We start from the raw sequence: 21,419 nt of genomic DNA, 5'->3' as shown, positions 1-21,419 counted from the left end.
GATATTACTTTATTAAGTTAAAGACTGTTTTATATAATTAATTATTAAAAAGTGTAATATTAAAGTTTCCATACTTAACTTTGTTTTTTAGTGCCCCTGCTGTTTCAATTCCTATTATTATTATCTCCTAATTTCTTAACTAAATATCGGTTTTACATATATAAAGCTAAATTTTCCTTATAAAAGATCTGAAATATGGTCTATTCTTTTGGGAATCACAAAATTTTAAAAAAGTTGAGTATGCATTTTCAATATTTTACTCGTCCCTTAAACTCTCCACAGGATTTCTAGTTGCTGCCCTATACGTTTGCCAACTCACCGTAAGCAATACTATTACCAAAGTAAATATCCCAACCAAAGCAAATACCCACCAACTTAAACTAGTTTTATACGCAAAATTCTCTAACCATTTACGCATCGCGTAATAAGCTATTGGGCAAGCAATAACAAAAGCAATAACTACCCACTTAATAAAATCTTTGTTAAGCATGAACATGATCTCGTTTATTGTCGCCCCATTTACTTTCCGGATGCCTATTTCTTTGGTTTTTTGTTGAGTTTTAAATAATGACATCCCTATTAAACCCAAAAGCGTGATGAAAATAGCAATAATTGTGAGTGCTAAAATGGACTTTTGAAGTGTCTTGTCTTTACCATAAATATCATTAACCAGTGACTCATAATAATTAGGATCAAACACAATATTTTTCTCATTACGATTTATAGCTGCATACATTTTTTTTCTATCTGATATTAGGTTTACTTCATACTCTTTTAACAATGTATTTATCAAATGAATAGCCTCTTTTCTTTTCTCATTTTCATATTTAATAATTAATCCTCCATATTTTCCTGTTGGATCACCATATTTAGGATGGACCCTTGGAATTCTAAAAAATAAAGGACGGAGTGATTTATAAAAAGACTCAAATTTAAAATCTTCAACAACTCCGATTATAGTACCCTGATTAGTTTCTTTACCTATAGGGTCTGTGATTTCCAAAAGCTTAAGAGCCGACTCATTAATAATTATAGTCTCTCCCTTAGTATCTGTTGCTAATTCTTTAGAAAAATTTCGTCCAGATTTTAATTTAATCTCATATAAAGGAATATAATTAGCATCTACTCTAAACATTTCCATAGCTACGCCTTTTGAAGGTGTTTCCTTCAAAGCAATGTTATATTGCGTAGAACTGCCATGCAATGGTAAGATTGTTCCCTTAGAGATATTCTTAATAATTGGATGTTTTATGACTTCTTCTTCAAAAGGAGAAGAAGTCCAATTAATTTTTTGGAGCATAAAAAGATTACTAGTGCTAAACCCCTTACCAGAATTAATCATAAAATCCAACTGCTTATAATAAACTAGCGAGAAGGTTAACATAATGGTTACAATTAATAATTGAAAAAAAAGCGCACTATTTTTCAATAAAAAAACGTCTCCTTTTTTCAACTTATCCATTCCCATAATTTCAATGGCATTAAATTTGGTTAAGTAATAATAAAAATAGAAAGTTGATATGAAGGTTACTATTAGAACTATAATTATTGCATAGGTTAAAAATTTATAGTCATCAATCCAATTTAAAGTTAATTCGCTATTCGTAAATTCATTAAAAACTGGAACAATTAATTTCATTAAAAATATGGCTATACTACCCGAAATAACACTTATAGATATAGATTCGAATAAAAACATTCTTAACACACCCTTTCTGCCTAAACCATTAATTTTTCTAATAGCCAACTCTTTTATTCTACGTTTTGTAATAGCTGTATAGAGTAATAAAAAATTCATTATCGATATTACTAATATTACCCCCCCAATAGCAGAATAAATAATAACTCTTTTTAATGAACCTGATTGTGAACCACCTATATTTTCAGAAAACAAATGAACATTAATAAGTGGTTGCAAACTATAGGTTTCAGAAAAAGCTTTTGACTGCTCTTTGCTAACCTTATTTATTTTATCAATGACTGTTTCTATAACAGCATTTTTATCTATTAAAAAATATGTCTGACCTGCTTTACTTCCATAATTTTGTGGCTCCAACATACCTTTATACATTGAAGAATTAATATTTGGAACTATTATTTTTGGTGTAATCGTAGATTTTTTCGGAAAGTCTTCAAATACTGCACCTATGCTATATTCTTCTTTTCCTGTACGTGTCTCAATCTCTAGAACCTCTCCTATAACCTCTATTTTTTTAAAATGTTTTAATGCAAATTCTTTTGAGACAAGAACTGCTTTAGAATTTGTTTTTAATGAGTTTAAATTTCCAATAATACTATTAAAGGTAAAGATATCTACAATCTCTGGGTCTGCGTAAAAACAATTTATAGGGTCTACAGTTTCATTAATTTTAAAAAACCCATTAAAGTAAGTAACAGATGTTGTTACTTCTGGAACTTGTTCTTTAAAAATTTTAGCAACTTTTACATTATTTATTGATTGTAAGTTTCCTTTATTGCTTTTATACAATAATCTATAAATATTCTCGTGTCTCTGATGGTACAAATCATACCCTGTTTCCTCCGTAACGTAAAGCAATGCAATAAAAGAAATACATAACCCGATACTTAAGCCTATTAAGTTTAAAAAACTATAAGGGCGTTGGTTAACAAAGTTTCTGTAAACTATTTTCAAATAATATATGATGTTCATGTTTGCGTTTTGATACTATTGTTTACTCGTCCCTTAAACTCTCTACTGGGTTTCTAGTAGCCGCATTATAAGTTTGCCAACTCACAGTTAATAAAGCAATAACCAATGTAAACATCCCAGCTAAAGCAAATACCCACCAACTTAATGTTGTTTTGTATGCAAAATTCTCTAACCATTTACTCATCGCGTAATAAGCAATTGGGCATGCAATTATAAAAGCTATAACTACCCACTTTATAAAATCTTTGTTTAACATGAGCATGATTTCGTTTATGGAAGCTCCGTTTACTTTTCTAACACCAATTTCCTTTATACGGCGTTGTGTGTCGTATAAAGCAATTGTAAACAGACCTATAGCGGAAATTAATAAAGCTATTATGGTAAATACTATGTATATAGTACTTAAGCGTTTTTCTTTTTGATAAAGGGCTGTTATTTCATCGCTTAGAAAAGAGTATTTAAAAACCTGATTCGGGTTTAATTCTTTAAATAAGGCTTCTACATGCTGAATACCTTCTTGTGTTTTGTTTTTATGAAATTTCATGAAGTATTCAGCTTCAAAATCTTCAAAATAAACCATCATAAGAGGTTGGGGTTTTGCCGATAAATGCTCGTAGTTAAAATCTTCAACCACGCCTATTATTTCATAATCACCCCAATTCCTATTGCCAATAATTGTATTTTCTATGTCTTCAATACCCCAATGCTTTTTAGCGGCTTCATTGATTACTATTTTCTTGCCACGTTGTTTGTCCACGCCTTCTTCAAAAAAACGCCCTTCTATTAAATTAAAATTAAATAGATTCTGATGATTTGGAGTTACAACTAAAGAATTGAGTGTTTCAAATTCAAAATCTCCAGCTTTTGGTTTCCAGTCTATGGGAAAAACATCTAGAGGAGAACGTCCTTGAGATAATTGCTTTATACTGGAAAATGACGCTAACTGATTATTAATATATTTAGGTATTTGCATCGCTTTTTCTCGTTCTTCTAGTCTGCGTTCCCGAGTCCAATTTCGACTTTCTGTATTAAAAGGTGGTTCGTAATAAAGTTTGACTTTTAAAATGCCGTCATCGTTAAACCCAAGGTCTTTATCCAGCATTAGTTTTAGTTGATTATTTACTATTATTGAAGATATTAATAGTAAAAATGCCATAGCATATTGTAATACCACCGTAACTTGTTTTCCTTTTAATTTTTGAGAAATTGAATTTGTTTTCTTTAAGTTATTAATAGTTGAAAAACGATTAATAATAAGCATTGGATATATTAAACCGATAATTGTTATAGAGGAAAGAATAATAGCATTAATTAAAAATATTTTCCAGATGGGTGGAGCTAAAAAAACTCTAACAAAATCATTAAACCATGGTAACAAAAAGTTGTAACCTAGAGTAATAAGAAGCGTAGATAAGATAATAATAATTATGGTCTCAATAATTTTTTGCCCAATAATATGATGCCTTAAAGCCCCATTTACTTTAGATATTGCTATGTTTTTAAGTACTGCATTGGTGTTAATTATTTGAAGATTAGAATAATTAAGTATAGATACTAATAGGATAACCAACATAATAACTAATAGGATATCTATATTTTTTTTATTCCCTGAGCTAAATTGAGTATATGTTTTTAAACTATTAAGCTCTGAACTAAAATATATATCATCTAAACTTACTAAAGAAGTTATACTCTCTGTTAATTGTGGGTAAACATTTGGGACATTATTGTTTGAGTATTTTATTTTTTCTTCAAACTTATTTTTATCAAAACCTTTTGTAGCTTTAAAGAAAGATACTTGTCGGCGACCATAACCAAGCGGGTGCTTTACATAAGGTATAATATAATCAAATTTAAAGGAGCTGTTCGATGGGATTTTTACAATTCCTCTAACAGTATGCACACCTTGATACATGCGTACCTCAAAATCTAAGTGTTGCCCTATTGGATTTTTATTGCCAAAGAGTTTTTTACTAAACGTTTCACTTAAAATAATAGCATCACTATCATATAAAACAGATTTTGGGTTACCTTGACTTAACTCGAAACCAAAAACGTCAAAGAAAGTACTATCAGCTACCATTCCAATAGGAGTATAGATATCTTGGTTAAATTTTATTTTAGTTCCATCTTTTTTAAAGAAAATTAAATTAACACTGCCTTCAATTTCAGGAAAATCTTCTGGTGTAAATTTATAAGGTAAACCCCATTCGGCTTTTGGAGACCTTTTCATGGTCATCATATAAATATCCTTCTCTCCCTTATGGAAATCATCCATAGTAAGTTCATTATGAACATATGAGAACAATAGAGATATACACAAGGCTCCCAAACAAAGTGTTGTAAGACTTCCTGCAAAAATAACTTTGTTAGAGCGAAAGTTTCTAAAAGCGAATTTTGTATAATGTTTTAGCATGGTTTTGTTAATTTATTGACATCAATTAGTCCTTGTTTCTTTCTTATTATGTGTTATCTAATACTTAGCCCTTAAACCAATGCCGGATCTTTTCGGGTCTCAGTTACAATTTTCCCATCAAATAAATTGATAATTCTATGTGAGTAATTAGCATCACGGTCTGAGTGTGTCACCATGACAATTGTCGCTCCTTCCTGATTGAGTTTAGTGAGTAAATTCATAACTTCTCTACCGTTTTTTGAATCTAAGTTCCCTGTAGGCTCATCGGCTAATATTAATTTTGGATTTGCAACTACAGCACGGGCTATGGCTACACGCTGTTGCTGACCTCCAGATAATTGTTGCGGAAAATGTTTGATTCTATGTCCCATTTTCATGCGCTCTAACACTTCCTTAATCATGCGCTTACGTTCACTAGCTTTAATTTTTAAGTAGATTAATGGTAACTCTACATTTTCGTAAACGGTAAGTTCATCAATTAAATTAAAACTCTGGAATACAAAACCAACATTCCCCTTACGTTCTTGGGTACGTTTACTTTCTTTTAAACTACCAACTTCTTTACCATTGAAGGCATATGCCCCTTCAGTAGGGTTATCTAGCATCCCTATAATATTTAACAAGGTAGATTTACCGCAACCTGATGGCCCCATTATGGCTACAAACTCACCTTCTTTTACATGTAAGTTTACACTGTTTAAGGCTTTAGTTTCAATGTCTTCAGTTCTAAAAATCTTTGTAAGTCTTTCTGTTTTTATCATTTTAAAAGTATTTATTTGTTATTATTTTCTTTGTTTCTTTGTCATTAAAAGGAGTCTTTTTGGTTTCAATTAAAATAAGTAATAGCTCCAAGGTAATTTATGCTCTCTTCCCTTTCTCTCCAAAAAGAAGGAGTAACGACTTGCGCAGACAACCTGTATCATTTCTATAAATACCAAATAACTATTATTAGACCATGACTCCTTTATAATGACATTTCTATCTTTTTTTATTTTATTCATCCCTCAAACTCTCAACCGGGTTTCTAGTTGCTGCTCTATATGTTTGCCAACTAACCGTTAATAATGCAATAACAAGTGTAAACACCCCTGCCAAAGCAAACACCCACCAACTTAAACTGGTTTTATAAGCAAAGTTTTCTAACCATTTGCTCATGGCGTAATAGGCAATGAGGCAGGCAATAACAAATGCAATTAAAACCCCTTTTATAAGGTCTTTATTAAGCATGAGCATAATTTCGTTTATAGTGGCACCGTTTACTTTGCGAATGCCTATTTCTTTAACCCGCCTTTGGGCATCATATAAAGCAATGGTAAACAAACCAATAGCAGAGATTAACAAAGCAATTATGGTAAACAAAATATAAATAGTACTTAAGCGTTTTTCTTTTTGGTATAAGGCTGCTATTTCGTCGCTTAAAAAAGAGTACTCAAAGGTTTCGTTTGGATTAACTTTTTCAAATAAGGCTTCTACAAATTGTAGGCCTTCTTGAACTCGTCCTTCTTGAAATTGGATAAAAAAATTAGTATCTACATCTTCAAAATATAACATTATTAATGGTTGAGGTTTAACAGATAAATGCTCGTAATTAAAATCTTTAATAACACCTATAATTTCATAACCATCTTTACTTTCCCAATACTTATCTAATAAACGTGTTTTAGTAATGTCTTTAATATTCCAATACCGCTTAGCAACTTCATTAATAACTACTATTTTACCTCTTTGTTTATCTCTTTCTTTTTCAAAAAACCGTCCTTCAAGAATTTTAAGTCCGAGTACTTGATTATAATTAGGAGCTGTTATTAAAATATTATGCGTACTGTATTCTTCATCATTTTCTTTAACTTTTATAGGGTGTTGAGATACTTCTAAAGGTGAATACCCTTGTGAAAAAAAATCAATAAAACTATGACTAGATAATTCGTTTTTAACATATTGATATGTCTTTTGTTGCTCTTCTCTTTTACCACCTAACCGATAAAACATCTTAGTTGTAATAACATTCTTGCTTGTAAAGCCTAAATCTTTATTAAGCATCAATTTAAGTTGTTTTGTAACTATTATTGATGAAATTATTAACATACAGGTTAGAGTATACTGAGTGATGACTAAAATTTTACGTCCAATTAACTGATTTCCTAAAAGCACTCCTCCTTTTACACTTCTAATTAAGGATGTTCGTAAAACAATTATTAAAGGATAGGCTAAAGCCAAAACAGCAAGCAAAATTAAAATGGCACAATTTATAAGTATAACTTTCCATAAAGGAGGCGAAAGTGTCAACTTTACAAGCTCATTAAAAAATGGCAGAACCAATTTGTAAGCAATGGTTATAATTAAGGCTGAAAAACTTATTAGTAAACTATATTCAATGATTTTTTGATAAATAATATGTTTTTTTTGAGCCCCTTGAATTTTATTTATCCCTATCTTCTTAATAGAGGTATTAATATTTATAATTTGTAAATTAGAAAAATTCAAACCCGTAATACATAAAATAATTATCATAATTATTATTAAAACATAATTGTTTTTTTTGTTACCTGAATGTGAAGAAATACTTAGCCTTTTATTTGCTAACCCCTTATTAAAATAAAGTTCTTTTAAAGATTTAATACTTGTTGTACTTTTAGTAAACTGAGGAGAATGATGCTTAACGTTATTACCAATGTTTTTTATTTTTTTTTGAAATATTTTCTTATCAAAATTTTTATTTGCTAATAAAAAAGTAACTCCCATTCTATTAAAGGAGTTTGATATACTTGGTAAAATAAAATCAAAAGTTATTGAACTATTTGATGGGATATCTACAATCCCCTTAATAATGTATGTTTTTTCATATCTAGAACTAACTTTTATACTTTTGCCAATAGGGTTCTGCCCCCCAAACATTAAATTGGCATATTGCTGAGATATTATCGCAGCATCTGAATCAGATAATATTGCTTTCTCATTTCCAACTTTTAACTTAAAATCAAAAATTTCAAAAAAAAGACTGTCAGCAATAATACATTCAGGGGAGAATATGTTTCTTTTGTAAGTGAATTTAAGTTCTCCTTTTTTGTATTTCTGGAGTTTTACTTTAGTATCAATTTCAGAGTATTCTTCAGCGTTAAATTCAAAATAAGAAGGTATCCATAAACTTTTTGGAGTCTCTTTAAAAATTATCATATAAATATCCTTCTCTCTCTTATGGAAATCATCCATAGAGAGTTCGTTATAAACATACGAGAACAACAACGAAATACACAAAGCTCCCAAAGAAAGAGTTGCTAAACTCCCAGTAAATATGACTTTGTTACCTCTAAAGTTTCTAAAAGCGAATTTTACATAATGTTTTAACATTCTTATTCTATTTTGAAGATGGTTATTTCAAATTTAGCTTATCACTCTCACCAAAAGCATCATAGCCAGATGTTATAACTTGCTCTCCTACTTGTAAACCTTCTAATACTTCATAATATTTAGGGTTTTGTTTTCCTATTTTTACTGAGCGTTTTACTGCAAATTCTCCTGTACTATCAAGTACATATACCCACTGCCCGCCTGTACTTTGAAAAAAAGCACCACGCGGTATTAATAAGGCTTCTGTTGGCTCACCCAATTGCAATTTAATGTAATAGTTTTGCCCTGTACGTATATTATCTGGTTGGTCTCCAGCAAATACCATATCTATTTTAAATTTGCCCTCTCTAACTTCTGGATATACTTTTTTTAAACCAACTTCATACACCTTATCTCCACGTTCAAAAGTACCCGTTAAGCCTTTTTTTATACGGTCTATATAATGCTCATCAACTGTAGATTCTATCTTAAAATCAGTTAATACATTTATTTGGGCAATGCTTTGCCCACGACCAATTTGCTTTCCTAATTCGGCATCTAGGGTTCCTAGCTGCCCATCAATGGGTGCCTTAACATTTAGATTATCTATACGCTCGTATTCCATACTTAATGTTTGCTTCATACGGGTTAGGTCTTTCACTAAATCCTTTATACTGCTAGTACTTAATAATGAATCTTGCTTTACTTGAAACTTATTGACTTCATAACTTTTCTTTGCCAATTCGTAGCTTTCTTCTGCCTGTAAAAACTCTTCACCTGCAATTAATTCCTCTTTATACAATGCCTGATATTGTTCAAACTTTCGTTTTGCTTTTTTTAATTGAAATTCAGATTCCAAAAGGCTTTTTTGTCCGCCAATGCGCTTTGATTCAAAATTTATTTGTGTTTGCCTAAGGTCGTTTTGTTTTAAAGCCAAATTGGTTTCACTATTTAATATTTGTCCATACAACTCCCTGTTTTCAAGTTTTAAAATAACATCTCCCTTTTTTACCATACTGCCCTCTTCGATTAAAATTTCGAGAACACGACCACCTTCGTAGGCATCTAAATACACCGTGCTTATAGGTTGTACCAAACCACTAATACTTATATAATCGTTAAACTTATCATTAACAGTTGTAGAAATAGTTAGCTTATCTTTCTCTACTTTAAGTGTAGAACCTGAATCGTTAAAAGCAAGATAACCGATAAAAGAAAGGAATAGTAATGCCATACTTACAATGATAGTATGTTTTGGCCTAATGCCCTTTTTCTTTTCTATTTTGGTATCCATAGCCATTAATTTGTTATTCCTTTAGTTGGTAATAAAAATGTACCATTGTAAAAATTTAAGGTTCGTTTTTGTATTGCTATTTGTACCGTTAGCCGTATTTGTTCAATTTTTGCTGCCAAATACGTACTGCTGGCTAATTGTAATTCATAAAGATTTATCAATTGCTTTTCATACTTTTTTTTAGCAATATTATAAGCTTTTTCCTTTGCCCTTACATTTTTTAGATTAAGTTGCTCTTCTGCAATAAGCGCTTCGTTTTTTTGTAATAATTCTTGAATAATTTTATATATATGCTGCTCTTCTATTTCTAATTGAATTTGTGCTTTTTCTAAATCTATTTTAGAAATTTTTATATTGCTACGTATTCTACCATTATTAAAAACAGGAAAACTAAATGATAACCCATAATATTTAGATTGGTTATTTTTAATCTGATCTTTAAACGGAATTGTTGTTCCAAACGCATCTTTAAGATTAACAGAATATCTTGTGTTTAAACCAGCTCCCAAACGAATTGTTGGAAACAATGCTGTTTTTGTAATAGCCAATCTTTTTTTTGCTTGCTCTACATTCAACTTACTTATTTGAAGACTAGGCAGAATGTCGTTAGAAGTTCTAAATAACTGATCTGTAGCAAAAGAGGCATTTTTAAAAGAGGGTGTATCTTCAGTTATTTCTTGAACAATATTAATGGTATCTACATTTAAATTCATTTCTTGAATTAATGCTAATTTGGAGGCTTTTAAAGTGTTTTCTGCACGAAGTACCGCTAAGGCATCTGCACTTACAGTGGCTTCCATATCGTATAAATCTGCTTTTGCCAATAATTGTAAGTCTACTTTTTTGGAAATAGTTTTATGTTGTAATATATTAGAAACTTGCTGTTCTTTAACAATTTTCAAAGCACCTTCATGAAATACAACCTGATTAAACAAATCCATAATTTTAAAAACCAAATCGTATTGTGCTTGTTGAACATCATATTGACTAGATTTGTATATCAATTTTTGATAAGTTAAAGTGTGCCACTTTTTAAAAGATTCAAAAAGTGTTATAGACGAGGAAAGTCCTCCGCTAATGCCAGAAACAAAACGTGTTTCTACAAAACTATTGGTAACAGGATCTAACGTTCTGCCGAAACTTACATTGTAACTTGGGTATGAAACGTTAATTGTTGGTAACATGTCACGTTTACTTTGTCGCCAGCGCTCTTTACTAATTATGGCATCATAATTTTGTGTTTCTTGTGTAAGGTTATGTTCTAAAGCATAGGCAATGCAATTATCCAAAGTCCATATTTTTTGAGAATTGCCTTTTACTGGAGGTAACAGTAACCCAAAAACAAAAAAACACATTATTTTTTGACACATTTTTAATCAGTTTCTTTTCCTTATGCCAACGGTATGCCAAAAAGAAAAACACATTGAAATACAGACGTTTATAAGATGTGAAATACAAAGAACCAATATCTACGTGTAAAATTAATTGACAAAAAGTGTAAAAATATTTTACACTTTTCAAAAACGAATGCTACTAATGCTTAGTTTTGATTTGCAATTTTTATTCTTATGAATCAGGGAAAAATTCTTATTGTAGATGACAAAAAAAGTGTATTAAGTGCATTAGAATTGTTATTACTTTCTGAATATAAAACAATAACCACATTAGCTAACCCTAATGGTATTACATCAATTTCAGATATAAAAAGCTATAATGTGATATTATTAGATATGAATTTTTCAGCTGGAGTAAATTCAGGAAACGAGGGGTTTTATTGGCTAAAGCGGATAAAAGAATTGACTCCAAACACATCGGTTATTATGATGACGGCATATGGTGGTGTAGAATTAGCAGTTCGTGCTTTAAAAGAAGGCGCTACAGACTTTGTACTAAAACCTTGGGATAACCATAAGCTTTTAAGTACTGTACAATCAGCATATAAGTTACAGCAATCCAGAAAAGAAGTGAGTCACTTAAAGCAAAAAACAAAGTATTTAAAGCAGCTAATTAATAAAAACGATAGTCCTATAATTGGGAACTCTAAAGCGATAAATCAAGTTTTAAAAATGACCCGAAAAGTAGCCAAAACGAAAGCTAATATTTTGATAACTGGCGAAAACGGTACAGGTAAAGAACTTATTGCACAAGCCGTTCATAACGGTTCTTCACGAAAAGAAGAAGTGCTAGTGACAGTAGATATGGGAGCTATTACTGAAAGTCTTTTTGAAAGTGAACTTTTTGGACATACCAAAGGTGCTTTTACAGATGCCCATAACGATCATGCTGGGAAATTTGAAACCGCCAATGGAGGTACCCTTTTTCTTGACGAAATTGGCAATCTTAGTTTTGCCTTACAAGCTAAATTATTAGCTGTTTTACAGAGCAGAGTTATTTTTAGAGTAGGTTCTAACAATCCTATACCTGTAGATATTAGATTGGTTTGCGCCACCAATTGTAAATTAGAACAGATGGTTGAAGAAGGCTTGTTTAGAGAAGATCTGTTATACAGAATTAACACCATCCAAATTGAAGTTCCCCCATTACGACTTCGTGATGACGATGTGCTCCTACTAGCAGAATATTTTTTGAATAGCTATGCTAATAAATATGGAAAATTTGGGTTAAAACTTAGTGCTTCGGCTAAAAAGAAATTACAAAATCATCAATGGCCGGGAAATATTAGAGAGTTACAACATACCATAGAGCGTAGTGTAATATTAACTGAACATAAGAATCTAACTTCAAACGATTTTGTATTTAAAAAGCAGACTGTTTCAACATCTCAAAAATTAGATGCAACATTAGGCGATATGGAAAAAGCCATGATTGAAAATGCATTAATAAAACACGAACAAAATTTTAGTGCAGCAGCTCATCAATTAGGTATTACAAGACAAACGCTATATAATAAAATAAAACGATACAAAATCTAATTATGGCAAGTAAGCATCTATATTATAAAATAATTATTAGGGTATTGTTTATTACGTTTACAGCTTTCGCAATAGCCTATTTTAGCATTAATAAATATCTTGATTATGGTATTTATGTTGGCATTATTTTATGTTTTCAGGTTGCTGGCTTAATTAAATTTTTAAATAAAACCAATCGCAAAATTGCATTCTTTTTTGAAGCTGTGGAGAATGATGATTCTGCCATTCATTTCCCCACTCATATTAAAGATAAATCGATAAAAGACCTACATAAAAGTTTAAATAGGGTTAATTTTTTAATTCAGAAAATAAAGATAGAAAACAAACAACAGGAACAATATTATCACTCAATTTTAGAACAAGCTGCAGTTGGTTTACTCACTTTAAATGAAAAGGGGCATATTCTGTTAGCCAATAAAACTGCAAAAACATTGTTGAATTATGAGCAACTGACACATGTAGAACAATTAAAACGTGTGGATGAAAAGCTATTTACTCTAATATCTCAATTAAAACCATTTGACCAAAAACTTACGGCCATAACTAACGAGCGTGAAACCATTCAGCTAACTATACGGTCTAAACCCATAAGTGTTGGTAACAACAATTTAATTTTAATAATAATCCAAAACATTGATAACGAATTAGATGAAAAAGAAACAGATGCTTGGATCAAACTTTTTAAGGTGTTAACACATGAAATCATGAATTCCATTGCCCCCATAACCTCATTATCCGAAACATTATCTGCCATCTATACAAAAGAGAATAAGGCAGTACAGCCTACAGAATTGAACGAAGAAAACATCGAAAAGACTATTAAAGGGCTGGATGTTATTAAAGACCAAGGTAAAGACCTTACCAAATTTGTGGAGTCCTATAGGTCACTTACTAAAATTCCTAAACCAGAAAAAGAGCTTGTCGTTGTCGAAACATTGTTTAATAAAATACGCATCCTATCGAGTCAAGAAGAAGGCTTTCAAGATATTAAGTTTGTGGTTTCTACAAAACCTAATGATTTAGAGATTTATGCTGATGAAAAACAAATTATTCAAGTTTTATTAAATCTTGTTAAAAATGCTATCCAATCAATCAACAAAACAAGTCATCAAGGGTGTATTCAATTAAAAGCCGAAAAAAATGAGCACAGTAATGTGTTATTAAGTGTTACAGACAACGGACTTGGTATTCCTTTAGAAATTCAAGATCAAATCTTTATTCCTTTTTTTACAACAAAAGAAGAAGGTACTGGCATTGGATTAAGTCTTTCTAAACACATTATGAGACTTCATGGCGGTAATTTAAACGTTACATCAATCCCGAATAGAAAAACAACTTTTAGTTTAAAACTTTAAAAAGATGTAATTATTTTTATCACAGCTTGAAAAAACTCTCGTTTATTTAATATCACTCTCAAATATGCTCTCGAATACTCACAAGTAAATATATCTATTCAACTATTATATTATATATTGATAATTGAGGTGCTAGAAACTGGACTTACTACATTTTCAGTGAATAATTGCACACCGATTTGTACACCTATTTAATAAGAATAAATGCTTTTATTTGAAATAAAATGCCTAAAAACAAAAAAACACTGAAAATCATACGATTAACAGTGTTTTAGTTTAACCTATTACTAGGTTAGTCGGGGTGGCAGGATTCGAACCTGCGACCTCCGCGTCCCAAACGCGGCGCGATAACCGGGCTACGCTACACCCCGAAGTGGTTATCTCTAACGGGGTGCAAATATACTTTTTTTATTCATTTTACACATTATTTTTAAAAAAAATCTTGATCTTAAAAGTACACCGTTATAAATTAAAACTTTTAATGACTTGAGTAAAGTGAAATTCAGATAAAATTCTCTAAGAGTTATTATGTAAATTATAGTTTTTAATGTAAATTAAGAATCTGAAAATCAAACCATAATGACACATATACATTCTTTTTTAGCCATTATATTAATGACGCTTTCTGCTTGCTCTCAACAAACAGCATCTAAAGTTCAGGCTGAAACACCAACAGATTTAATATACACTATTGAATTAGTTGTTCCTGATTTAGAAATACCATGGGGAATGGATTTTTTACCAGATGGTAGCATTCTAATAACAGAAAAATCGGGAGAGCTTATTCACTATAGAAACAATACTAAGCAAACCATTTCCGGACTCCCTGACATATATGTTCGTGGTCAAGGCGGGCTTTTGGATATTAGATTGCATCCAAATTACAATTCCAATGGCTGGATATATTTCTCATTTGCTTCTCAGGAGGGTCCTGAAGAGGGGGGTAATACAGCAATTATGAGAGCAAAATTAAATAATAACAAACTCACTGATCAAGAGTTACTCTATAAAGCAGAACCAAACACTACAAAAGGACAGCACTTTGGTTCCAGGATAGAATTTGATAATGAAGGCTATCTTTATTTTTCTATAGGAGATAGAGGCAATAGAGATGTTAACCCTCAGGACATAACCAGAGATTGCGGTAAAATTTATAGACTCAATGATGACGGAAGTATTCCAAGCAGTAACCCTTTTGTGGGTCATTCTGGAGCAAAACAAGCTATATACAGTTATGGTCACAGAAACCCTCAAGGCATGGTAAAACATCCCGAAACCGGAGAAATTTATATTCACGAACACGGACCTAAAGGCGGTGACGAAATTAACATTATAGAAAAAGGAAAAAATTATGGGTGGCCTGTTATATCATACGGACTTAATTATGATGGTACACCTTTTACTGATATCACAGAAAAAGAAGGCATGGAACAACCCCTATTTTATTGGACACCGTCTATTGCTCCTAGCGGACTAAGTATTGTAAGCTCCGATAAATACCCCAATTGGACCGGTAACTTATTAGTTGGCTCATTAAAATTCAGTTATTTAGAACGCTTAGTGATTGAAAATAATGAGGTTGTGAAACGGGAAAAGTTATTTGAAAATACGGGGCGTCTTAGAAATGTAAAACAAGGGTCAGATGGTTATATCTATATAGCTGTAGAAGGCGAAGGCATCTATAAAATTGTTCCAAAACAAAACTAATGCATATGAAATCCATCATAGTAAGCATTTTGGGAATGGCGTCTATTTTTGTTTTTCAACTAAAAAACCAGGATTCATTAAAAACCAGCATTGAACGAGGCAGTCAGGTTTATAAAGATTTTTGTGTATCATGCCATATGACCTATGGAGAAGGTATTAAAAATGTGTACCCACCGCTATCCAAATCAGATTATCTTAAAAATAACAGGGAAGGTAGCATAAAGGCAATTAAATTCGGGCAAAAAGGCAAACTGGTTGTAAATGGTGTAACCTACAATGGATATATGGCTCCGTTAGGCTTAACAAATCGTGAAGTGGCTGATGTTATGAATTACATTACAAATACTTGGAGCAACAAAAACAAAACTATGATAACCGAAAAAGAAGTAGCCAAGGTTAAAAAATAAATGCTATTCTTCCTTATTGATTTTTACATTTAACTAAATTTGTAAACGCTAATCAAAGAACACATCATGTTAATTATAGGAATTGCCGGAGGCACAGGCTGTGGTAAAACAACAGTGGTAAATAAGATATTAAACGAACTCCCGGAAGGTGAAGTTGGTGTAATTTCTCAAGATTCTTATTATAAAGACACCACACACTTAACCTATGATGAACGTATAAAAATCAATTTTGATCACCCTAAATCTATTGACTTTAATTTATTGGCAAGTCATTTAAATGCCTTAAAAAAAGACACCCCTATTCATCAGCCTGTTTATTCATTTGTTAAGCATAATAGAACCGGCGATACCATTTTGACGTATCCGCGTAAGGTGATGATTGTTGAGGGTATTTTAATTCTTACCAACCCCGAATTAAGAGATATGTTTGATATTAAAATATTTGTACATGCTGATAGTGATGAGCGACTGATAAGACGTTTAAAACGAGATATAGCAGAGCGTGGGAGAGATCTGGACGAAGTTTTAGCCCGGTATCAAAATACTTTAAAGCCTATGCACACTCAATTTATAGAGCCTATGAAAGAATATGCAGATATTATTATTCCAAACAATAAACACAACACTGTAGCTGTTGATATTGTTAAAACCATAATTACCGAAAAATTATAAAATGGCCATTATAAAAAGTAAATACCTAAAGCCGTTCAAAAATATATTTATACTAATTTTAGTGTTATTTGCCGTTTGGATGTTATTTTTAGATGCCAATTCATGGCTTATTCATCATGAGTTAAATACAGAAATTGAAGATTTAGAAGACGAAAAAGAATACTACAGAAAAGAAATAGAAAAAGATAAAAAAGCACTAAAAAAATTAGGTACAGAGGAAGGTTTAGAAAAATTTGCCAGAGAGGCATACTATATGAAACGCGATAATGAAGATATTTTTATTATTGAGTACGAAGATAGCTTAAAAATAAAGCAAGATGACTGATGATTTATTTGATACATTCGATACAGTTTCTTCAAAGCAGTGGAAACAGAAAATTCAGTTCGACCTAAAAGGTGCCGATTATAATGATGCACTTATTTGGCAAACTAATGAAGATATCTCTGTCAAACCCTTTTATCATGCTGATGATCTTGATACACATACAGAGATATCAAATACAAGGGCCACACAATGGAAAATTTGCCAAACCATTTTTGTTCATGATGTAAAAAAATCAAACCTTAAAGCACTTGATGTTATTGAACGTGGAGCTGAAAGCATCAAATTTACCATCCCAACCGAAGACATTTCAATAGAAAATTTGGTTCAAGGTATCAATACTGAAAAAACATCTCTATACTTTGAATTACAGTTTCTTTCGATAACATTTGTTGAAAAATTGTATGCGCTGCTTCCAAAAGCAAAAATAAACACTGATCCTATAGGGCACCTTGCCAAAACAGGAAACTGGTATTGTAATTTAAATGATGACTTTAATAAGCTGGAATCCATTGCAACACAAACAGGCCTGTTGAGTGTAAATACTTCTTTATATCAAAATGCCGGTGCAACCATGGTCCAACAGTTAGCATATGCTTTGGCCCACGCTAATGAATATTTAAACCATTTAAATAACAGTGTCATTCCAAGAAAAGACATGACATGGCAGTTTCTTAAAATTAACTTTCAAGTTGCAATTGGCACCAATTACTTTTTTGAAATAGCAAAACTCAGAGCGCTACGCCTACTTTGGAACACCTTAGCTTCTGAATATGGTATATATAATGATTGCTATATTTTTGCCACACCTACAAAACGTAATAAAACGCTTTATGATTATAACACCAATATATTACGTACTACTACAGAGTGTATGAGTGCTATACTTGGTGGAGCCAATACCATTTCAAATTTATCTTATGATGCTGTTTATCATAAAGACAATGAATTTGGAGAACGTATTGCAAGAAATCAGTTATTGATATTGAAACACGAGAGTTATTTTGATAAAGTGAACAATCCAGCTGACGGGACTTACTATATAGAAAACTTAACCAGTCAACTTGCTGAAAAAGCTCTGGAATTATTTAAAAACATTGAACATAATGGTGGTTTTCTTAAACAATTAAAAGACGGTACTATTCAAAGAAAAATAAAACAAAACTTATTAAAAGAACAGCAGCATTTTGACAAAGGCGAGGAAATTTTGTTAGGAACAAATATGCACCCTAACTCTAATGATAAAATGAAAGATGATATAGAACACTATCCATTTGTAAAAATAAAACATAGAAAAACATTAATCGAGCCTATAATAGAAAAACGATTAGCAGAAGATTTAGAACAAAAACGATTAAAAAATGAACTTTAAAATGAACCCCAATTTTATTATTACTTTTTTACTGGTATTTACTTTATTTGGTTGTAAAAACCCAAATACCTTTTCAGATTATAAGTACTCTAATAAACCTAAGACTATAACCTGTGATGGTGTAAACCCAAAATTATATAACGAGGCGTTGTATAGTTTTGAAGAAGATATTTTAAACTATTATAAAAAAACAAATCCTAAAAGCACTTTGGTTAATGCTTATTCACAATTTATCAGAACATCAATATATGGCAAACTAAAATATGAAGATATTATTTCTGAGCATACCTTAAAAGTTTTTGAAGCATTAAAAGATGAAAGTAACCTATGGGATGCCGGTAATCCTAGGAGCTATTTAAACTACTCAGGGTCCGTATTAAAATGTGTTTCTGACAACATTGAAGACCAGCCATTAAAAACAACTTTCAATGCGCTTCTGTCTACAAATAGTATGAGTCCAAAACTATTTGGAACACCCTTGTTAAGTAAGTACAGACTAGCTCTAAAAGATAAGCACCTTGCAACTTATATTGCATTAGATTTGTTTTATGCCAAGCTTTTTAAACTGGATTTTTCAAAAGCAACCTTTGATAAACAAGAACAAAAAGTAGATTTTAACAAAACCCCCGAAGCGCCCAAATCAAACACTCATGCAGGCCATAATAACTAATAAAATTGAGAAAAAAACTCCAGCATATAAACCTAAAAAGTGAAGCCATTGGAAACAAACCTCAGGCGAATGATTCGTTCATTACTGCCGAAGGTATTGCTATTAAGTCAACATTTTCAAAGAAAGATATTGAAGATATAAACCACTTAGGTTTTGCTGCCGGAATAGCACCATACCTTAGAGGGCCCTACAGTACAATGTATGTTAGAAGGCCTTGGACCATAAGGCAATATGCCGGATTTAGTACTGCAGAAGAAAGTAACGCATTTTATAGGCGTAATTTAGCTGCCGGACAAAAAGGTTTATCCGTGGCTTTTGATTTAGCAACACATCGCGGTTATGATTCTGACCATGAAAGAGTTGTGGGAGATGTTGGAAAAGCCGGTGTAGCCATTGATTCGGTTGAGGACATGAAACTGCTCTTTGATCAAATTCCATTGAACCAAATGTCGGTTTCAATGACCATGAATGGTGCGGTATTACCTATTATGGCATTTTATATTGTAGCTGCCGAAGAACAAGGTATAAAGCCTTCAGAATTAGCAGGCACCATACAAAATGATATTTTAAAGGAATTCATGGTGCGCAATACCTATATCTACCCACCTTCACCTTCCATGAAAATTATATCTGATATTTTTGAATATACTAGCAAAAACATGCCTAAATTCAACAGTATTAGTATCTCCGGATATCATATGCAGGAAGCCGGTGCTACTTGCGATATTGAGCTGGCATATACCCTGGCAGACGGCTTAGAATATATTAGAAAGGGATTAGCTGCCGGTATGGATATTGACACCTTTGCCCCTCGCCTTTCCTTCTTTTGGGCTGTAGGCATGAACCACTTTATGGAAATTGCCAAAATGAGGGCTGCCAGAATGCTATGGGCAAAATTAGTACAACAGTTCAATCCCAAAAACCCAAAATCATTAGTATTACGTGCACATTGCCAAACCTCTGGTTGGAGTTTAACAGAGCAAGACCCTTTTAATAATGTAGCAAGAACAACTATTGAAGCTGCTGCTGCTGCTTTTGGCGGAACACAAAGCTTACACACTAACGCTTTAGATGAAGCTATTGCGCTTCCAACAGATTTTTCAGCACGTATTGCAAGGAATACACAACTGTTTTTACAGGAAGAAACTAAAATAACCAAAACCGTTGATCCCTGGGCCGGAAGTTATTATGTTGAAAAACTAACCCATGATATTGCACAAAAAGCATGGGCACTCATTGAAGAAATTGAAAATCTTGGTGGCATGACAAAAGCCATTGAAGCGGGAATTCCAAAGATAAGGATTGAAGAGGCCGCAGCAAAAAAGCAAGCTCGTATAGACTCCGGACAAGACATCATAGTTGGTGTAAATAAATTCCAACTAAAGGAAGAAGACCCTATTTCAATCTTAGAGGTAGATAATCAAACCGTTAGAAATGCTCAAATTGAGCGTTTGAATAGTATCAAATCAAAACGAAACTCAGAAAAAGTAAAATCGGCATTATCAAAATTAACCCATGCTGCCAAATTTTCACTACATTCGATTAATTCTAAGGCTAATGCCACTAAAGAAATGAATTCAAAAGCCCCTGACCTTAATCAGGGCATGAATTTATTAGCTTTAGCCATTGAAGCTGCCAGAGAACGTGCTACACTTGGAGAAATAAGTAGTGCGTTAGAAGCTGCTTTTGGAAGGCATAAAGCCCAAATAAAATCGTTTTCAGGCGTGTATAGTAAAGAAATAAAAGATGATGCTTCATTTAAGAAGGCACAAGAACTAGCTGATATTTTTGCAGAGCAGGACGGCAGGAGGCCTCGAATTATGATTGCAAAAATGGGACAAGACGGTCATGATCGCGGTGCTAAAGTAGTGGCTACAGGTTATGCTGATGTAGGTTTTGATGTAGACATTGGCCCCTTGTTTCAAACGCCGCAGGAAGCAGCAAAACAAGCAGTTGAAAATGATGTACACATTTTAGGTATATCCTCACAGGCGGCCGGACATAAAACTTTGGTACCCCAGGTTATTGAAGCCCTTAAAAGTTATGGTCGTGATGATATTATGGTTATTGTTGGTGGAGTTATACCCAAACAAGATTACCAGTTTTTATTTGATGCAGGTGCTATTGCTGTATTTGGACCTGGGACTAAAATAAGTGATGCTGCTATTACAATTTTAGAAATCCTGATCGATTAGCAAATATCAATTTCCATTAACAGATTAATAAAAAAGCCAAATTAGAAATCTAATTTGGCTTTTTTATCATTTTTAAAA

15 protein-coding genes and 1 tRNA gene are annotated in these 21,419 nt (G+C 32.1%); 9 read left to right on the top strand and 7 right to left on the bottom strand.

Translation table 11 applies throughout. The features are described 5' to 3' along the window. Positions 1-256 precede the first annotated feature (256 nt). The 6 genes from VOI54_RS08325 to VOI54_RS08300 all read right to left on the bottom strand — a co-directional run bounded on the left by VOI54_RS08325 (position 257) and on the right by VOI54_RS08300 (position 11,078). Positions 257-2,671 (bottom strand): ABC transporter permease, encoded by a 2,415-nt coding sequence (locus VOI54_RS08325; RefSeq protein WP_326282265.1) that lies wholly within the window; start codon positions 2,669-2,671, stop codon positions 257-259. 22 nt (positions 2,672-2,693) lie between these two features. Next, on the bottom strand, positions 2,694-5,087 hold the full coding sequence (locus VOI54_RS08320; RefSeq protein ID WP_326282264.1) for an ABC transporter permease: 2,394 nt from the start codon (positions 5,085-5,087) through the stop codon (positions 2,694-2,696). Positions 5,088-5,158: 71 nt separating this feature from the next. Further along, positions 5,159-5,848, bottom strand: a complete 690-nt coding sequence (locus tag VOI54_RS08315; protein WP_326282263.1) for an ABC transporter ATP-binding protein — start codon at positions 5,846-5,848, stop codon at positions 5,159-5,161. A gap of 232 nt (positions 5,849-6,080) precedes the next feature. Then, positions 6,081-8,435: an ABC transporter permease gene (locus tag VOI54_RS08310; protein WP_326282262.1), complete on the bottom strand. Its 2,355-nt coding sequence runs from the start codon at positions 8,433-8,435 to the stop codon at positions 6,081-6,083. A gap of 22 nt (positions 8,436-8,457) precedes the next feature. Then, a complete protein-coding gene (locus VOI54_RS08305) occupies positions 8,458-9,708 on the bottom strand; it encodes an efflux RND transporter periplasmic adaptor subunit (RefSeq protein WP_326282261.1) in 1,251 nt (416 codons plus the stop codon). Positions 9,709-9,713: 5 nt separating this feature from the next. Beyond that, entirely contained in the window at positions 9,714-11,078 is a 1,365-nt protein-coding gene (locus tag VOI54_RS08300) for a TolC family protein (protein WP_326282260.1), read from the bottom strand. Positions 11,079-11,276: 198 nt separating this feature from the next. Between VOI54_RS08300 and VOI54_RS08295 the strand changes: the two genes are divergently transcribed. Both VOI54_RS08295 and VOI54_RS08290 read left to right on the top strand, forming a co-directional pair. After that, positions 11,277-12,641: a sigma-54-dependent transcriptional regulator gene (locus VOI54_RS08295; protein ID WP_326282259.1), complete on the top strand. Its 1,365-nt coding sequence runs from the start codon at positions 11,277-11,279 to the stop codon at positions 12,639-12,641. A gap of 2 nt (positions 12,642-12,643) precedes the next feature. Further along, the gene (locus VOI54_RS08290) at positions 12,644-13,996 is read left to right on the top strand and encodes a sensor histidine kinase (protein ID WP_326282258.1); all 1,353 of its coding nucleotides are present in this window, start codon (positions 12,644-12,646) and stop codon (positions 13,994-13,996) included. Positions 13,997-14,292: 296 nt separating this feature from the next. On the opposite strand, the gene VOI54_RS08285 is transcribed toward VOI54_RS08290, so the two are convergent. Then, a tRNA-Pro gene (locus tag VOI54_RS08285) sits at positions 14,293-14,367 on the bottom strand. Positions 14,368-14,575: 208 nt separating this feature from the next. On the opposite strand from VOI54_RS08285, the gene VOI54_RS08280 reads away from it, so the two are divergent. The 7 genes from VOI54_RS08280 (at position 14,576) to scpA (ending at position 21,341) form a co-directional block, all read left to right on the top strand. Continuing rightward, positions 14,576-15,703, top strand: coding sequence for a PQQ-dependent sugar dehydrogenase (locus tag VOI54_RS08280; protein ID WP_326282257.1), 1,128 nt, complete (start codon positions 14,576-14,578; stop codon positions 15,701-15,703). A 5-nt stretch (positions 15,704-15,708) separates the two neighbouring features. Next, positions 15,709-16,110 carry a c-type cytochrome gene (locus VOI54_RS08275; RefSeq protein WP_326282256.1) on the top strand — a complete coding sequence of 134 codons (402 nt, stop codon included), beginning with the start codon at positions 15,709-15,711 and terminating at the stop codon, positions 16,108-16,110. Positions 16,111-16,176: 66 nt separating this feature from the next. Further along, positions 16,177-16,782 (top strand): uridine kinase, encoded by a 606-nt coding sequence (gene udk / locus VOI54_RS08270; protein WP_326282255.1) that lies wholly within the window; start codon positions 16,177-16,179, stop codon positions 16,780-16,782. Between the two features lies 1 nt (position 16,783). Next, positions 16,784-17,107 (top strand): FtsB family cell division protein, encoded by a 324-nt coding sequence (locus VOI54_RS08265; protein ID WP_326282254.1) that lies wholly within the window; start codon positions 16,784-16,786, stop codon positions 17,105-17,107. Beyond that, positions 17,100-18,476 (top strand): methylmalonyl-CoA mutase subunit beta, encoded by a 1,377-nt coding sequence (locus VOI54_RS08260; protein WP_326282253.1) that lies wholly within the window; start codon positions 17,100-17,102, stop codon positions 18,474-18,476. Before VOI54_RS08265 ends, VOI54_RS08260 begins: the two co-directional genes overlap by 8 nt. Further along, positions 18,466-19,146 (top strand): hypothetical protein, encoded by a 681-nt coding sequence (locus VOI54_RS08255; RefSeq protein WP_326282252.1) that lies wholly within the window; start codon positions 18,466-18,468, stop codon positions 19,144-19,146. The genes VOI54_RS08260 and VOI54_RS08255 overlap by 11 nt, the downstream gene beginning before the upstream one ends. Before the next feature lie 5 nt (positions 19,147-19,151). Beyond that, complete coding sequence (gene scpA / locus VOI54_RS08250) at positions 19,152-21,341, top strand: methylmalonyl-CoA mutase (RefSeq protein ID WP_326282251.1); 2,190 nt, start codon at positions 19,152-19,154, stop codon at positions 21,339-21,341. The last annotated feature ends 78 nt before the right edge of the window (positions 21,342-21,419 follow it).

The sequence above is a fragment of the Alterotamlana spongicola genome (assembly GCF_035818475.1).
Taxonomy (GTDB): Bacteria; Bacteroidota; Bacteroidia; order Flavobacteriales; family Flavobacteriaceae; genus Cognatitamlana.
Note: the sequence above shows the minus strand (reverse complement) of the source record. Positions and strands in the feature narration are given on the sequence as shown.

Excerpts from the sequence above, each read along its gene's own strand:
- VOI54_RS08325 (WP_326282265.1), bottom strand. The coding sequence starts at position 2,671 with ATGAACATCATATATTATTTGAAAATAGTTTACAGAAACTTTGTTAAC.
- VOI54_RS08320 (WP_326282264.1), bottom strand. The coding sequence starts at position 5,087 with ATGCTAAAACATTATACAAAATTCGCTTTTAGAAACTTTCGCTCTAAC.
- VOI54_RS08315 (WP_326282263.1), bottom strand. The coding sequence starts at position 5,848 with ATGATAAAAACAGAAAGACTTACAAAGATTTTTAGAACTGAAGACATT.
- VOI54_RS08310 (WP_326282262.1), bottom strand. The coding sequence starts at position 8,435 with ATGTTAAAACATTATGTAAAATTCGCTTTTAGAAACTTTAGAGGTAAC.
- VOI54_RS08305 (WP_326282261.1), bottom strand. The coding sequence starts at position 9,708 with ATGGATACCAAAATAGAAAAGAAAAAGGGCATTAGGCCAAAACATACT.
- VOI54_RS08300 (WP_326282260.1), bottom strand. The coding sequence starts at position 11,078 with ATGTGTCAAAAAATAATGTGTTTTTTTGTTTTTGGGTTACTGTTACCT.
- VOI54_RS08295 (WP_326282259.1), top strand. The coding sequence starts at position 11,277 with ATGAATCAGGGAAAAATTCTTATTGTAGATGACAAAAAAAGTGTATTA.
- VOI54_RS08290 (WP_326282258.1), top strand. The coding sequence starts at position 12,644 with ATGGCAAGTAAGCATCTATATTATAAAATAATTATTAGGGTATTGTTT.
- VOI54_RS08280 (WP_326282257.1), top strand. The coding sequence starts at position 14,576 with ATGACACATATACATTCTTTTTTAGCCATTATATTAATGACGCTTTCT.
- VOI54_RS08275 (WP_326282256.1), top strand. The coding sequence starts at position 15,709 with ATGAAATCCATCATAGTAAGCATTTTGGGAATGGCGTCTATTTTTGTT.
- udk (WP_326282255.1), top strand. The coding sequence starts at position 16,177 with ATGTTAATTATAGGAATTGCCGGAGGCACAGGCTGTGGTAAAACAACA.
- VOI54_RS08265 (WP_326282254.1), top strand. The coding sequence starts at position 16,784 with ATGGCCATTATAAAAAGTAAATACCTAAAGCCGTTCAAAAATATATTT.
- VOI54_RS08260 (WP_326282253.1), top strand. The coding sequence starts at position 17,100 with ATGACTGATGATTTATTTGATACATTCGATACAGTTTCTTCAAAGCAG.
- VOI54_RS08255 (WP_326282252.1), top strand. The coding sequence starts at position 18,466 with ATGAACTTTAAAATGAACCCCAATTTTATTATTACTTTTTTACTGGTA.